The organism is Trinickia sp. (assembly GCF_051953955.1).
Classification (GTDB): Bacteria; Pseudomonadota; Gammaproteobacteria; order Burkholderiales; family Burkholderiaceae; genus Trinickia.
Genome location: NZ_JBQCIF010000074.1, coordinates 48,299 through 62,341, shown reverse-complemented (window position 1 = coordinate 62,341; position 14,043 = coordinate 48,299). Strand labels below are relative to the sequence as shown.

13 protein-coding genes are annotated in these 14,043 nt (G+C 62.8%); 9 read left to right on the top strand and 4 right to left on the bottom strand.

All coding sequences use genetic code 11. The features are described from left to right. Positions 1–162: 162 nt before the first annotated feature. Genes ACTHNZ_RS13895 through ACTHNZ_RS13880 form a run of 4 tightly spaced genes read left to right on the top strand, consistent with a single transcriptional unit; the run spans position 163 to position 3,806 of the window. The gene (locus ACTHNZ_RS13895; protein ID WP_440543079.1) at positions 163–2,253 is read left to right on the top strand and encodes an NAD(+) synthase; all 2,091 of its coding nucleotides are present in this window, start codon (positions 163–165) and stop codon (positions 2,251–2,253) included. A gap of 57 nt (positions 2,254–2,310) precedes the next feature. Beyond that, on the top strand, positions 2,311–2,481 hold the full coding sequence (locus ACTHNZ_RS13890) for a hypothetical protein (protein WP_440543078.1): 171 nt from the start codon (positions 2,311–2,313) through the stop codon (positions 2,479–2,481). Between the two features lie 15 nt (positions 2,482–2,496). Further along, a complete protein-coding gene (locus ACTHNZ_RS13885) occupies positions 2,497–3,018 on the top strand; it encodes a sigma-70 family RNA polymerase sigma factor (protein ID WP_440543077.1) in 522 nt (173 codons plus the stop codon). Beyond that, on the top strand, positions 3,015–3,806 hold the full coding sequence (locus ACTHNZ_RS13880) for an anti-sigma factor family protein (RefSeq protein WP_440543076.1): 792 nt from the start codon (positions 3,015–3,017) through the stop codon (positions 3,804–3,806). Before ACTHNZ_RS13885 ends, ACTHNZ_RS13880 begins: the two co-directional genes overlap by 4 nt. A 3-nt stretch (positions 3,807–3,809) precedes the next feature. Here the strand turns inward: ACTHNZ_RS13880 and ACTHNZ_RS13875 are convergent, their stop codons facing one another. The 4 genes from ACTHNZ_RS13875 to ACTHNZ_RS13860 form a co-directional block, all read right to left on the bottom strand. Next, positions 3,810–4,523, bottom strand: a complete 714-nt coding sequence (locus tag ACTHNZ_RS13875) for an RNA polymerase sigma factor (protein WP_440543075.1) — start codon at positions 4,521–4,523, stop codon at positions 3,810–3,812. Further along, positions 4,520–4,861 carry a cupredoxin domain-containing protein gene (locus tag ACTHNZ_RS13870; protein WP_440543111.1) on the bottom strand — a complete coding sequence of 114 codons (342 nt, stop codon included), beginning with the start codon at positions 4,859–4,861 and terminating at the stop codon, positions 4,520–4,522. The genes ACTHNZ_RS13875 and ACTHNZ_RS13870 overlap by 4 nt, the downstream gene beginning before the upstream one ends. A gap of 10 nt (positions 4,862–4,871) precedes the next feature. Beyond that, positions 4,872–5,411 carry a DUF4142 domain-containing protein gene (locus tag ACTHNZ_RS13865; RefSeq protein WP_440543074.1) on the bottom strand — a complete coding sequence of 180 codons (540 nt, stop codon included), beginning with the start codon at positions 5,409–5,411 and terminating at the stop codon, positions 4,872–4,874. Positions 5,412–5,575: 164 nt separating this feature from the next. Further along, positions 5,576–6,238, bottom strand: coding sequence for a hypothetical protein (locus ACTHNZ_RS13860; protein WP_440543073.1), 663 nt, complete (start codon positions 6,236–6,238; stop codon positions 5,576–5,578). Between the two features lie 950 nt (positions 6,239–7,188). Here ACTHNZ_RS13860 and fusA point away from each other — a divergent pair. From fusA to ACTHNZ_RS13835, 5 genes are all read left to right on the top strand, one after another. Beyond that, positions 7,189–9,240 carry an elongation factor G gene (gene fusA / locus ACTHNZ_RS13855; protein ID WP_440543072.1) on the top strand — a complete coding sequence of 684 codons (2,052 nt, stop codon included), beginning with the start codon at positions 7,189–7,191 and terminating at the stop codon, positions 9,238–9,240. 233 nt (positions 9,241–9,473) lie between these two features. Beyond that, positions 9,474–10,163 (top strand): response regulator transcription factor, encoded by a 690-nt coding sequence (locus tag ACTHNZ_RS13850; RefSeq protein WP_440543071.1) that lies wholly within the window; start codon positions 9,474–9,476, stop codon positions 10,161–10,163. Beyond that, on the top strand, positions 10,153–11,433 hold the full coding sequence (locus ACTHNZ_RS13845; RefSeq protein WP_440543110.1) for a sensor histidine kinase: 1,281 nt from the start codon (positions 10,153–10,155) through the stop codon (positions 11,431–11,433). Before ACTHNZ_RS13850 ends, ACTHNZ_RS13845 begins: the two co-directional genes overlap by 11 nt. A 110-nt stretch (positions 11,434–11,543) precedes the next feature. Then, positions 11,544–12,944 carry a TolC family protein gene (locus ACTHNZ_RS13840; protein WP_440543070.1) on the top strand — a complete coding sequence of 467 codons (1,401 nt, stop codon included), beginning with the start codon at positions 11,544–11,546 and terminating at the stop codon, positions 12,942–12,944. Next, positions 12,941–14,005, top strand: a complete 1,065-nt coding sequence (locus ACTHNZ_RS13835; protein WP_440543069.1) for an efflux RND transporter periplasmic adaptor subunit — start codon at positions 12,941–12,943, stop codon at positions 14,003–14,005. The genes ACTHNZ_RS13840 and ACTHNZ_RS13835 overlap by 4 nt, the downstream gene beginning before the upstream one ends. Positions 14,006–14,043 lie beyond the last annotated feature (38 nt).

Sequence of the window (14,043 nt, the reverse complement as noted above, 5' to 3'; positions counted from 1 at the left end):
TGGCGGAGCGATCATCGCGCAGGCATCTTGCCATACTGCCGAAGTGCCGCCGTTCATCGACGTTCGACGTTATCGGGGCCCGTTTCTTGCCGCACGACGACGTTTTCGCCCAACGATAGGGTTACCCTACGTGATCCGGGACGCCGAACGAGGATGACTGTGATGACCGATGCACGGAATTTCTTCAACTTGTACCGTCACAACTTCGCCCGCGTGGCCGTGGCCATTCCGCGCACGCATGTCGCCGATCCAGAGTCGAACGCCAAGGAAACGATCGCACTGCTGCACGAAGCCGATTCGCGGCACGCCGCGTTGACCGTCTTTCCCGAACTGGGATTGTCCTCCTATGCCTGCGACGATCTCTTCCATCAACGGGCGTTGCAGAGCGCGTGCCTCAGTGCGCTCGGCGAGGTGGTCGCCGCTTCTCGCGATGTCGAATCGGTTTGCGTCGTCGGCTTGCCGCTCGAGATCGACGCCCTGCTGTTCAATTGCGCAGCCGTCATCCATCGCGGGCGGATACTTGGCGTGGTGCCGAAAACCTACCTGCCGAATTATCGGGAGTTTTACGAGCCGCGTCAGTTCGCGCCCGGCGCCCGGCTGATGCGCGAATCGATCGCCTTGCTCGGGCAAACCGACGTGCCCTGCGGCAATGCGTTGCTATTTCGTTTCGAGCAGCAGCCGATGCTGACGTTCCATGTCGAGATCTGCGAAGACCTCTGGGTGCCCGTCCCCCCATCGTCGTTCGCGGCATTGGCCGGTGCCACGGTACTGCTGAATCTGTCGGCGTCGAACGTCACCGTCGGTAAGGCCGACTTTCGCCGGGAACTCGTAGGCAACCAATCGGCTCGCTGCCTTGCGGCCTACGCATACAGCGCGGCCGGCTATGGCGAATCGACGACGGACCTGGCGTGGGACGGCCACGGCGTCGTGTACGAGAACGGCAACGCACTAGCCGAGACGCGGCGCTTTCTCGACGCGCCGCAATGCATCGTGGCCGACGTCGATCTGGATAGGCTCGTCTGCGAGCGCATGCGCCAAACGACGTTCGGCGATACGGCCGAGGCGCATCGTGCTCAATGCGCACGCTTTCGCACGATCGCGGTGCCGGCTGTGTTGCCGTGCGCCATTCGCCTTCCTCTCGAGCGCACCTACGAACGCTTTCCCTATGTTCCTTCGAACCCCGCGAGCCGCGACGAGCGTTGCCGCGAGGTCTACGAGATCCAAGTGCAGGGGCTCGTCACGCGGATGCGTGCCGCCAAGACGGCCCGGCTCGTGATCGGCGTGTCGGGCGGGCTCGATTCGACACAAGCGCTGCTCGTCTGCATGCGAGCCGTGGCAGCACTGCAACTGCCGAGCACGGCGGTCATCGCCTGCATCCTGCCCGGCTTCGGCACGAGCGAGCGGACGCTCGACCAAGCGCGCCGGCTCACCGCTGCACTCGGGTGCGACACACGAGAAATCGATATCCGCCCGAGTTGCTTGCGCATGCTCGACGATATCGGACATCCCTATGCGAACGGCGAGCCGATCCACGACGTCACATTCGAAAACGTGCAAGCCGGCGAGCGAACGAGCCATCTGTTCAGAATGGCGAATCAATATCAGGCGCTCGTCGTCGGTACCGGCGATCTCAGCGAATTGGCGCTCGGCTGGTGCACCTATGGCGTCGGCGATCAAATGTCGCACTATGGCGTCAACGCAAGCGTGCCGAAGACGCTGATTCAATACTTGATACGGCGCAGCGCGCAATGGGGCACGCTCAGTGATCGAGCAAGCGCGGTCTTGCTCGACGTGCTCGATACCGAGATCAGCCCCGAGTTGATTCCGGGTGGCGAGGCCGAGGAGGTGCAACGAACCGAGGACACCGTCGGCCCCTACGAGCTGCAGGATTTCAACCTCTATTACGTGCTGCGCTTCGGCTACCGACCCTCGAAAGTTGCGTTTCTTGCGTGGTCGGCATGGCATGACGCCGCGCTCGGCACTTGGCCCGATCTACCCGAGGAAAAGCGCAACAGCTACGACATCGGCGCGATCAAACATTGGCTCGGCTTTTTCTTGAAGCGATTCTTCGGCGGGCAGCAATTCAAGCGCAGCTGCTTGCCGAATGGCCCGAAAGTAGGATCGGGCGGTTCGCTCTCGCCACGAGGCGATTATCGAGCACCGAGCGATTCGACGGCCGATGCTTGGCTGGCCGAACTCGACGCCGTGCCTGATGAGGAGGGTTATGCTTGTTCTTCAAACGACCGGGAATAAATCACGGTCGCCGAGCGTTTTCATTCATGTCCTTCGCCCATGGAAAGGAGAAACGCGATGAACTCGATGCGCATGCTTTCAGCCCTAGTTGCCGCGCTTTTGCTCGTAGTGTGTGCCGGCTGCACGTCAGCGGGCGGCATGTATTCGTCCGACCATTCGAACAACAATATGGACAATGCCGGTGCGAGCGGCAGCAGCGGAACGAGCGGGGGATCGGGCGGCTACTGAGCACGGTGGCGACACGTGAGTTTCGAAGCGGACGTGGTTGCATGGCTTCCGCAGTTGCGGCGCTATGCCCGCGCGCTCACGCGCGATCCCGCGTGGGCCGACGACTTGGTGCAGGACACGGCCGAACGTGCGCTGACCCACGTGCGCGCATTCCGTCCCGACAGTAACTTGCGCGCCTGGCTTCTGACGATCCTGCGCCATATCTATCTCGACCAACTGCGTGCCCACCGCGAAATCACGCTCGACGACGAACACGGGCCGTGGCAATCGCTGGAAGCGCCGGCCGGGCAAGTGGATTCGCTCGTCTTGCGCGACGTGCAGCGCATGCTGTACCGCTTGCCGTTGGAGCAGCGCGAAGTGCTGCTGCTCGTCTGCGTCGAGGAACTCAGTTATCAGGAGGCATCGTCGGTCCTCGGCGTGCCGCTCGGCACCGTCATGTCGCGTGTTTCGCGCGCACGCGAGCAGATGCGTCTGATGTTGGCGGAGTGTTCACCGCAGCGCACGCCGACTTTGCATGCGGTAACGAACAGAAAATGAACGACGATCGAGACCACGCGCCCGCGCAGGGCTTCACCGAACCGGAGCTTGACCGGCTTTCCGCATTCGTCGACGGCGAGTTGCCCGAAGCCGAACGGCAGTACGTGGCCGAGCGGCTGGCATCGGACGCATGCGCCGCCGGCATCGTTGAGCACTATCGCGCGCAACGGGCAGCCCTGCGTGCCCTATTTGCCGACCCCGCCGCGCAAACGAGCGGCCCATTCGTCGTCCTGCGCATACGGCCGCCATGGTGGCGTCAAGCCGCATTGGCGCTCGGTTCGCTGGCGGCCGGTGCGGCGCTCGCGTGGCTCGCCGGCGCCGCCCCGCCGCTCGGTACCCCGCTCTCCCCGCCGACAGCGGCATTCGCTCGGCAAGCCGATCTCGCTTATGCAGCCTATGCACCTGAACGAACTCATGTGGTGGAAGTTGCGGCGACGAACGAGAGAATGCTCGTCGACTGGCTCTCGAAGCGTCTCGATCGCCCGCTTGCCGTGCCGTCGCTCGAGGAATACGGCTACGCTTTCCTCGGGGGCCGGCTATTGCCGGGCCCTGCCGCGCAATTCATGTATCAGGGCTCGGACGGCCATCGGCTCGCGCTGTACGTGAGTGCGGCGGCCCAGCGCGAGTCTGCCCTGCGCCTCTTGCGCCGAGGCGACCGCCGAACGTTCTACTGGGCCAGCGAGCGAACGGCCTACGCGCTGTCCGGCGATTTGCCCCAGGACAAGCTGCGCGAGATCGCCGTCGACGTCTGCGGCGATCTGGGCGGACATCCCGAGTTGTGGAAATAAGGATCAGCCACCGTCGTCGATCCGGCCAAGCACGCCGGCCACGAGTCGATCGCAATGCTCGTTGCCGAACGAGAACACGTCGCGCTCGGCCAGATCGATGTCCTGAGCTAGCGACTCGCGCAGCAGGCTGCGCGCGCGAAAATGACGGGAGCGCACCGTCGCCTCGGCAATCCCGAGGCAATGCGCCGTTTCCTCGACGCTGAGCTCCTCCACGCAGCGCAGCACGAAGACGAGGCGAAACGCCTCCGGCAAAGCGTCGAGCCTACGCTCGAGGAGTGCGCGAATTTCGCTGCGCATCGCCGCCTCGTCGGGTGATGCGCCGCGCCTCGTGTCGATCATGTCCTGCTCCGCTTCATTGCGCTCGGAAATGCTGAACATCGGGGCGATATTGTCACGCCGCGCCTGGCGACGCTGCCGCGCGAAGCATTCGTTGAGCACGAGCCGCGACAGCCACGTCGCAAGCGCCGCCTCTCCACGGTATCCGCCGATCGAACGAAACGCGGCCAGGTAGGCATCTTGCAATGCATCCTCCGCCTCGGCATCGTCGCGCAACGTTGCTCGCGCGAGCCGATAAAGACGCCGGTTGTAACGGCGCATCATCCGCACGAACGCGGCGCGATCGCCCGAGGCGATCAGTCGGGCCAGGGCGCCGTCGTCCTCGGGGAGCGCACGACCGTCGGCCCCGGCGGCGGCGCTGTCGAGAAGCGGAGCGGTCATGGCTTTTTCTCCACGATGAGGGTTGCCTTCATCGAAGGATGCAGCGAGCAGCCGTAGGCATAGCGGCCCGGTGCGCGCGCGACGTACGTCCACGATCCCCCCGGCGCGATCGCATGAGAATCGAACGCGCCCTTGGCCGTAGCCGTATGCGCGACGAGATCCTCGTTGTCCCACGTCACCTCGTCCCCCTGCTTGACCGTGAGGGTCGCCGGCGCGAACCGCATGTTCTCGATCACGATGATTCGCCTTGCCGCATGTGCAGGGGGCGCGCCGAAAGCAAACGCGGCGACTCCCGCCGCAGCCAGCATCGACATCGGCCGGCGTGCCGCCCATGCCATGCCGTTGCGCTTAGCTTCCATGATGGCTCAATTCGCTCTGAAGGTGGCGCGCATGTTCGAGATGAGCCACGAACGTGGGGCGAGCTTTGACGAGCAGCGCCTTCAGATCCGGGTTCTGTGCGGACGGAATCAGCGTTTTGTCGACGGCATCCAACACGGCTTCATGATATGCGACCTCATGATCGACATAGGCCTTATCGAATTGCGCGCCTGTCAAAGTCTTCAAATGGGCTAGGTTTTCGTCGCCGCCTTGCTGCAAGGCGCGGCTGGTGTCGTTCTGCTCGGGCGTCAGATCGAGCTTATGGGCAAGCGCGGCCGCGGCCCGATTGACGCTGCTATGGTCTTGAATCATCAGCTTCGCAAATTGCTTGACGTCGCTCGTGTGCGTACGGCCGGCCGCCAACTTGCCGGCGTCGATATCGACCTGATTGGCGGTCACGACGATCGCGGCGATCTGCGCGTCGTTCGGCGTCGCTTGTTGCTGAGCGTGAACGCCGACCGACAGCGCTGTAAGCACTGCCGCGGCAATACAATGAAAAACCGTTCTCATGAGCGTTCTCCGGCAAGTCGTCGAAAAGGACCCGGTGCCGGCTGCTTGTCGCTGGCCGAGGCGCGGGCTTCACGTCGATAGATGTCGCGTCGCGTCTCGGCGTTCCTGCCGGATCCCCATCGATGGCGTTCGGTGCCTACGCCCGCCCGCACCCGCCGGTTCACCTATGCCGCTGACAACATCGGCGCCCGGGGCTCGCGCGCCATCGTTACTTGCGACTCGCGCCTGGCAACGGAAACGAGCTCGGACGTCGAGCGGTGAATCCGCCACCACGCCGCCATGCCCCTTTCGGGCAGGTCGTCGAATACGGCCGTACGCTTGCGCAAGATCCGGTACGGATCATCGACGGCAGCCAGATACCCCGCGCGGTTGACGAGCGAAACGTAATTGGCTGCCCCGTATTCCAGATGCGGCGCGAAATCGCCGGTCGGCACCATGCGACCGTCGCGTCCGAGCGCGACTTCGCTCGAATACGTCAGCCACCAAGTGCACGACTCCGCGCTCGGCGGCCGCCGCTCGGCCATGATCGACCGATTGTCCAGATGACTGACGGCGAGCATTCGAGATTGGTCTCTGCAGTCGAGCATCTGCATGCGAACGCGATCGCCGAAACCAACCGGCTCCCCCCACTTTTTCTTCGAGCCGATCAAGGGCAATACGCGCCATTGAGAGTCGCAACCGGGATGCTTGCCGGCTTCGGCCACTTCGGTCGATAACTGGAGTGGATGACGTCGCCCCTTCATCCGCGGGACGACACCTAGGAATAATTGCTCGTCGCCGTCGCAACTCTCCACGACGACCATATCTCCATACCGTACTTTGTTCATTTTTAAGCCCTCGCGTTTTACTAGCTACCCGCATGTGTAAAAACCACCGTAACGTACAACCAAAGCATGCCAACAGCGCAGTCCGTCGACGACATCATTGCTAATTGACCGGATGGTAGACAGATCAGTGTCTCTCGCTTCCACGAACTCGATTCACAAGCCCCCCCCCCGCCGATCCGATCGGCAAGACCGAGCAGGACAAGCCAGATAGAAGCTGAAATCGGTCAGATCCAGGACGGGCAAGCAAGCGCAGCATGCGGCTGCCTGTTTGGCTGCCCGTTTCGTCGGCAATTCTCGCGACCGACGAAAAGCATGACCATTTCGGCGCTCATCCCCTTTTTACTTTTGTTGGGACAACCGCCAAAACGTTACGAGTGCGCTCCATTCGTGCCCCCAAGAACGGTATGAATTCGAGTATGAAATTATAAGGACCAGCGTTGAACCGAATTTAGTAAGGGATGCTTTCCGTGTCAAGACCGAGCACGGAATTTGTACCGTGTTTAATCAATGAGAGGTCGAACGTTTTCCCGATACTCTTCCACATATTGCGCCTGCCCCTAGGTTTTACGTAGCTTTGCACCAGCAGACGCGCTGACCGATGCAAAAAAATCACGTTGCGACGTCGCTCCCCTCGAAAACAATTACGGTTTTGACAATTGTTATGTATTTAATTTCGACTCGAACGTCGATCGATCCATTGCACGAGTTTCATTTATCGCAAACGGGCAAAATACTGAAACCCGTCGAGTTTGGCGGTTTCACGTCCTACTTTGCCCGGTGCCCTGCGTTCGATGGGTGTCACATTCGGCTTTGCTCGGCTACCCGAACGGGCCGACCTACCGACGGCATGGGGAGGTGTATTCGAGCCCGCGCGCGAGCGCATTGCCCAGTGGCGGGAGGCGTCTTTTTCGCCAATAATGCCCCCATCGTCATCGCCGGACGGAGGGGCCGTGGACTACCCACCCGAAGCCATTCGTACCATCGCGTTGGCCGGCCACGCCGGTTGCGGCAAGACGTCGCTGATCGAGGCGCTGCTCTGCGCAAGCGGCGCCATTCACGCCGCCGGCAGTGTCGAACGAGGCACGACCGTCTGCGATTTCGACCCGCTCGAGCGCAAGTACCGGCATTCGCTGAACTCGGCCGCCGCCCACCTCGATTACCGCGATACGCGCGTCTATCTCGTCGATACCCCCGGCTACCCCGACTTCTCCGGGCTTTCGCTCAGTGCGTTATCCGCCGTCGAGACGATCGCCATCGTCGTGAACGCGCGCACCGGCATCGAAATGACCACGCGCCGGATGGTGGCATGGGCCAAGGCGCGCAAGCTGTGCACGATTCTCGTCGTCAATGGGATCGACGGGGAAAAAGTCGACTTGCCCGCGCTCGTCGAAGACATTCAGGAAGCGTTCGGCAAAACGTGCTTGCCGATCAACCTGCCCGCGCAGCAAGCGCGGAGCGTCGTCGATTGCTTCTTCAATCCCGCCGGCGAGTCGGATTTCCTCTCCGTAGCGTCGGCACACGATGCATTGATCGACCAGGTCATCGAGTTGGACGCCGACTTGATGGAGTTGTATTTGGAGCAGGGGCAAGCGGTCAAGCCCGAGCAGTTGCATGAGCCGTTCGAACAAGCGCTGCGCGAAGGACATTTGATCCCCATCTGTTTCACGTCCGCCGCCACGGGCGCGGGCATCGAAGCGCTACTCGACGTCTTCGTCCGCCTATTGCCCAATCCCCTCGAAGGCAACCCGCCCCTCTTCTACCGCGATACCGACGGCCGCAGAGAGACGGTGCGCGCGCAGCCCGATGCCGACAAGCACGTTCTCGCCCATGTGTTCAAGATCGTCGTCGATCCCTATATCGGCAAGATGGCCGTGTTCCGCATCCATCAGGGCACCGTGCGGCGCGACGGCCAGCTCTATATCGGCAATGCGCGCCAACCCTTTCGCGTGGCGCACTTGATGCGCCTGCAAGGCAAGGATCACATCGACGTCGTCAAGGCGGGCCCAGGCGACATCTGCGCGACGGCGAAGGTGGATGAGATCGGCTATGACGCCGTGCTGCACGATGCCCCCGAGGACGGGAACATCCATCTAGCTCCGCTCGAATTTCCGAACCCGATCTATGCGCTCGCCATCGAGCCTGAGCGCCGCGGCAACGAACAGCGTCTATGGGAGATCCTTCAGAAGCTGGCGGCCGAGGATCCCTGCTTGCGCATCGAGCACCCGACTGGGACGAACGAAACGGTCGTCCGCGGGCTCGGTGAACTGCATCTTCGGCACATGCTCGAGCGGCTGACCGAGCAATACAAGCTCGCCGTGGTCACGCGGCCGCCGAAGATCGCATATCGGGAGACGATCGGCGCCGCAGCCGAGGGGCATTACCGGCACAAGAAGCAAACGGGCGGTGCCGGGCAATTCGGTGAAGTCATGCTGCGCGTCGAACCGTTGCCGCGCGGAGCCGGCTACGAGTTCGTCGATGCCGTCAAAGGCGGCGCCATCCCGGGGCAATTCATGCCGGCCGTCGAAAAGGGCATTCTTCAAGTCATGGAAAGCGGCCCGCTCGCCAGCTTTCCGATGCAGGATCTGCGCGTGACCGTCTATGACGGCAAGCACCACCCCGTCGATTCGAAGGAGGTGGCGTTCGTCGCAGCGGGACGCAAGGCGTTCATCGATGCCGTTCTGAAGGCGCAGCCGATCTTGCTCGAACCGATCGTCGCGCTCGAAGTGACGGCGCCCGAATCCGCAATGGGCGACATCATCGGCGATCTCTCGTCGCGGCGAGCCCAAGTGCAAGGCTCGCGCGCGCTCGGCAGCCGCATGGTGGCCGTCGCGGCCAAAGTGCCGCTGTCTGAATTGGCCGAATATCAATCGCGCCTGAACGCCATGGCCGGCGGCGACGGCAATTACAGCATCGAATTGAGCCACTACGATCCCGTGCCGCCGAATCAGCAAGACAAGCTCGCGGCGCAGTACAGGCGGCACGAAGAAAGCGCCGATCGGTAAAGAGCGACGGCCGGGATTCGTAAAATTCTCGCTGGACGAACTTCAAGTCGCTGATCCGGAAGCGAAATCGATGCTCGGATCGAGTTGCGGCAGAACCGCACACTCCGGGCGCCCCAGCGCTGCTCCACGACAGTAGAGATGCTCGTCGTCTCCCCGGCTTTCCCAATTCGAGCACGCGCTTTCTGCTGTAGGATCAAGCTCTCTTCCAGTCGATGCGGGATGACCGCAGGTCCATGAAGATTCTTATTATCGAAGACGATTCCGCGATCGCAGCGAACCTCTATGACTATCTTGAAAGCAACGGTTATGAGGTCGACATCGCGCCCAACGGCAACGCAGGCCTGCGGATGGCGCAGGAGGACTCGTGGGACGCGATCCTGCTCGATCTGTCGCTGCCTGGGATGGACGGACTCACACTCTGCCGCCGGCTGCGGGAAGAGGCGGGCCGAGACACACCAGTCCTGATGCTGACCGCAAGAGATGCGCTTGAAGACAAGCTGGAGGGCTTCCTGCACGGCGCCGATGATTATCTCGTCAAACCGTTCTCCCTCAAGGAAGTCGGTGCACGGCTCGGCGCGCTGATCAAGCGCTATCGCGGGCAGGTGGCCACCATGGATCTCCGGTTCGCTGACGTGCGGCTGGATCTATCGACAATGAGCGTCGAGCGCGCCGGTCGGCTGATCAAACTTCCCCCTAAATGCCTTCGATTGCTGCGCATCCTGATGCAGTCGCCCGCGCGCATGTTCACTCGCGCCGAGCTTGAAGCCGAAGTCTGGGGTGAGGAACTGCCCGACAGCGATACACTGCGAGCGCACGTCTATACGTTACGTCGCGCACTGTGCGGGCCGGAGGAGCTCGACGTGATCGAGACAGTCCATGGCGTCGGCTACCGGCTCGTTGAACCCGACCAAGATGCGAAATAGCCTTCGTTTCAAGGTCGCGCTTTTCTTCTCAGTGCTGACCATCGCGTTGCTGGTCGCACAGGCTCTGGGCGTGAGAACACTCGCCGAGGCTCAGGAGGAGAGATTGATCGCGGCGCTCATCCACGACGACATGACGAGCGTTCTCAAGAGTTACGAAGCCAATCCGTCCCTGCTGCCACCCTTCGACGTTCGAATGAACGGCTATGTTTCGGGCGCCGATAGTCGGACCGTTGCGCTGCCAGAAATAATCACAAATCTGCCTGTCGGCATACACGAAATCATCGTCGGTGAACGGGAGATTCACGTTGCCATCGCGTCACTCGGCGCGGCACGACTGTACCGCGTTTACAACTTCAGCGTCTACGAAAAGCACTTCAAGGAAGTCATCAATGCCGTCATGGCAGGCACTGGTGTCTTCGCATTGCTCACAATCTGGCTATCGTTCGGCCTGTCCGGTCTGCTGGTGCGGCAGGTGGCGGGCCTGGCGCGGCAGGTGAAGGAGCTACGCCTCGGTGAGTCGGCACCGATTCAGCCCGGGAGGTACGACGAGACGGAACTCGTCGGGCTCGTGGAGGCCTTCAACGATTACCACCAGCGTATGGCCGACATGATCGCGCGCGAGAAGGAGTTTACGGGCAATATCAGCCACGAACTGCGCACGCCACTTACGACCATCAAGACAAGCTGCGAGTTGCTTGAACAGGACGCGACAATCATCGGCAAGTCGCGGGCACGTCTGCAGCAGATCGAACGGGCAGCCGACGACATGCGCGACCTCGCCAGCGCGCTCCTGATGCTCGCGAGGGAGGATTCGGCCCGCGATATCGAACCGTTGACCATCGCCAGGATGATCGAAACCGCGCTGCTCCCTTTCTCCGAACGACTCGCAAAAAAGGGACTGGACACCGTCATCGACGTCGACCGCCAACTTCGTGTCATGGCAAACCGCTCCGCGCTTGCCATCGTGCTGTCCAACCTCATCGACAACGCGGTGCGGCATACTGAGCGCGGACTTCTTGCCTTCCGCTACACCGATGGTTGCCTGCACGTCGAAGACACGGGCCTGGGTATTCCCGCACATGCGCTCCCCCGCGTGTTCGACCGGTTCTATCAGGCGGGATCGCCACGGACCCCGACGTCGCGGGGCGGCATTGGCCTGTCGATCGTCAAGAAGATCTGCGATCGCTATGGATGGTCGATACGGATCGACAGCGAGCCAGGTGTTGGCACTTGTGTCTCGCTGCGGCTGCCGACAACAAGCCTGACCTGAATCGCCTCACGCGACCTAACGCGTTCTTGACGAAAACTTCACGACCGGTGGCATAGCATCCTCCCGGAGGCTGCCCTGGTGGGCGGCACAACGTCCGATGGGATGCCTGTATGCGCCGCGCGTTATCGATTACGGTCTTGATCGCGTTTACCGGGATAGCCGGTTGCACGACTTACCATCCCAGGCCAATCGCTCCCGCCCCGCTTGCCCAGCAATTCGAACGGCGCTCGCTGGCGAGCGAGGCGCTGCACGCCTACGTGGCGCGCGAGACCGGTCACGATGTCACACCGTGGCCACCTGCTGTCTGGAGCCGCGAAATGCTTACCCTCGCGGCCTTCTACTACAACCCCGCGCTCGACGTGGTGCGTGCCCAATGGGGAACGGCCAAGGCCGGTATCGACGTTGCAAGCGCGATTCCCAATCCGGTCCTGCAGTTACCGTTCCAGTACAACAATCCTAACCCGGGGCCCGGCGCGCGCTTCACCTGGGGGCCTTCGCTCGATATCCCGATCGAGACCGCGCACAAGCGCGGCTATCGCGTCGATCAGGCGACTCACCTGTCGGAAGCTGCCCGGCTGAACATCATCAACGCAGCGTGGACGGTTCGCGCACAGGTCCGGGCTGCCATGCTCGCCGTTTATGCTGCCGATGAACGCATAACCTCCCTGTCCGCGAGGGCCGAAGCTGAACGGCAGATCGCCGTGATGAGCCGGCACCGGCTCGCCGTCGGCCAGTATTCGCAGCCCGACGTCGATGCCGCTGTCCTGGCCGACACCCAAGCCCAGAGCGATCTGGCCGCCGCACGAAGCGCCGAACAGGATGCGCGCGCGCAACTGGCCGCTGCGATCGGCGTGCCGATCACCGCGCTCGACGGCGTAACGCTCGACCTCGCCGCCTTCGGCACGGTTCCGCCTGCGCCGCCCGCTGCCAATGCGCAGCGCGCAGCCATCTTCCATCGCGCCGATCTGCTCGCCTCGCTCGCCGATTACGCCGCGGCCGAATCGGCGCTTCAGCTCGAAGTTGCGAAGCAGTATCCGGACATTCACCTCGGCCCCGGCTACACCTACGACACGGGCACCAACAAAATCGGTTTCGGACTCGCCGGCATCACGTTGCCGATCTTCGACCAGAACCAGGGCGGCATCAAGGAAGCAGAGGCCAAACGCAAGGAAGTGGCCGTGCGTACCGGCGCGCTGCAGGACAGGATCCTCGGCGATCTCGCGCACGCGCTCGCGCGTTACCAGTCGAGCCTCGAGGCGCTGCAGCTATCCGATGCGCATCTGGCAAGTGCACGTCGGCAACTCGACAGCCAGGCTGCCGCTTTCTCCAGCGGCAATACCGACCGCCTCACCTTCACGCAGGCGAAAGCCGACTATCAGACCAGCGAGACGGCCCGCCTGAACGCCGAGGTAGCCGTCCAGGAGGCCGCCGGCGCGCTCGAAGATGCGATGCAGCAGCCCCTGGGTCATGAGGCAGTGAACAGTACTCTCAGTGAAGAGACAACACGATGAAACTCCGACTGATTCTTCTCTCCGCCATTTCGCTGGCCGTCGCCTCGGGCGCGGGCTGGTACATCTATCAGGCCGTCCACGACTCCAGTACCTCGACAACCGCCGATGCGCAGTCGTCCCCAGCGCCCGCAGTGCAAACGGTCAACGGCGAAACGGTCGTAGTCGTGAGCGCCGAGGCGCAACGCGCCAGCCACATCGAGGTTGCGCCGCTTGCCACTGTCACGACCCAGCCCGGCATCAACGCCGATGCCACGGTGATCGACCTGCAGCCGCTCTTCGATCTGCGCAACCGGCTCGCCAGCGCGCGCGCGGACGTCGACACGCTCACCGCACAGGCGGCTAGTTCACGCACACAGTACGAGGGCAGCCGCGCACTATACGCCGACGACCGCAACATCTCGCTGAAGACTCTGCAGGCTGCACGGTCAGCGATGCTGAGTGACGACGCAAAGCTGCAATCCGCCCGAGTCACACTGGCCGGCCTTGATGGCGCAGTGCGGCAGCTGTTCGGCGACGGGCTCGCGCATGCCGCCGTGGCACCAGCCTCTAAGCTGTTCCAGCGCCTCCAGTCGGGCCAGGCTGTCGTGTTGCGTGTCACGTTGCCGTCAAGCTTTGGCACAGCGCCTCCTGAGCGCATCGCCGTCGATACGCCCGACGGGCGCGCCGTACCGGCTCAACGGCTTTCCGCTTCGCCCCTCGCCGATCCCGGCGTCCAAGGCAACCCCTGGCTTTACGTCACCTCTGCCGCGCTGCCAGCCAATCTACGCACTAGCGCGCGTGTGCCGACGTCGAGCCAGGCCGTGTCCGCCCTCATGATCCCGCGGCGGGCGGTGGTGTGGTACGGAGGCCAGACGTGGGCTTATGTGCGTACGGCACCGGAACGCTTTACGCGTCGCTACGTACCTGCTGGCAACGAGGGCGAGCACGGCTTCATGGTGAGCTCGGGCTTTCAGGCGGGCGACCAGATCGTGACGCAAGGGGCGCAGCTGCTGCTCTCCGAAGAGATCAAGCCTCGGGGTATCGCCACGGCATGCAAGGACCCGCCCGAGTGCGATGACTGACCCGTGCATGACCTGCCCAGAACAACGCGCCCTCACGT

What these genes read in the sequence shown, in the direction of transcription:
- ACTHNZ_RS13895 (WP_440543079.1), top strand. Translation starts at nt 163, where the DNA reads ATGACCGATGCACGGAATTTCTTCAACTTGTACCGTCACAACTTCGCC.
- ACTHNZ_RS13850 (WP_440543071.1), top strand. Translation starts at nt 9,474, where the DNA reads ATGAAGATTCTTATTATCGAAGACGATTCCGCGATCGCAGCGAACCTC.
- ACTHNZ_RS13845 (WP_440543110.1), top strand. Translation starts at nt 10,153, where the DNA reads ATGCGAAATAGCCTTCGTTTCAAGGTCGCGCTTTTCTTCTCAGTGCTG.
- ACTHNZ_RS13865 (WP_440543074.1), bottom strand. Translation starts at nt 5,411, where the DNA reads ATGAGAACGGTTTTTCATTGTATTGCCGCGGCAGTGCTTACAGCGCTG.
- ACTHNZ_RS13890 (WP_440543078.1), top strand. Translation starts at nt 2,311, where the DNA reads ATGAACTCGATGCGCATGCTTTCAGCCCTAGTTGCCGCGCTTTTGCTC.
- ACTHNZ_RS13870 (WP_440543111.1), bottom strand. Translation starts at nt 4,861, where the DNA reads ATGGCATGGGCGGCACGCCGGCCGATGTCGATGCTGGCTGCGGCGGGA.
- ACTHNZ_RS13840 (WP_440543070.1), top strand. Translation starts at nt 11,544, where the DNA reads ATGCGCCGCGCGTTATCGATTACGGTCTTGATCGCGTTTACCGGGATA.
- ACTHNZ_RS13860 (WP_440543073.1), bottom strand. Translation starts at nt 6,238, where the DNA reads ATGAACAAAGTACGGTATGGAGATATGGTCGTCGTGGAGAGTTGCGAC.
- ACTHNZ_RS13835 (WP_440543069.1), top strand. Translation starts at nt 12,941, where the DNA reads ATGAAACTCCGACTGATTCTTCTCTCCGCCATTTCGCTGGCCGTCGCC.
- ACTHNZ_RS13880 (WP_440543076.1), top strand. Translation starts at nt 3,015, where the DNA reads ATGAACGACGATCGAGACCACGCGCCCGCGCAGGGCTTCACCGAACCG.
- ACTHNZ_RS13875 (WP_440543075.1), bottom strand. Translation starts at nt 4,523, where the DNA reads ATGACCGCTCCGCTTCTCGACAGCGCCGCCGCCGGGGCCGACGGTCGT.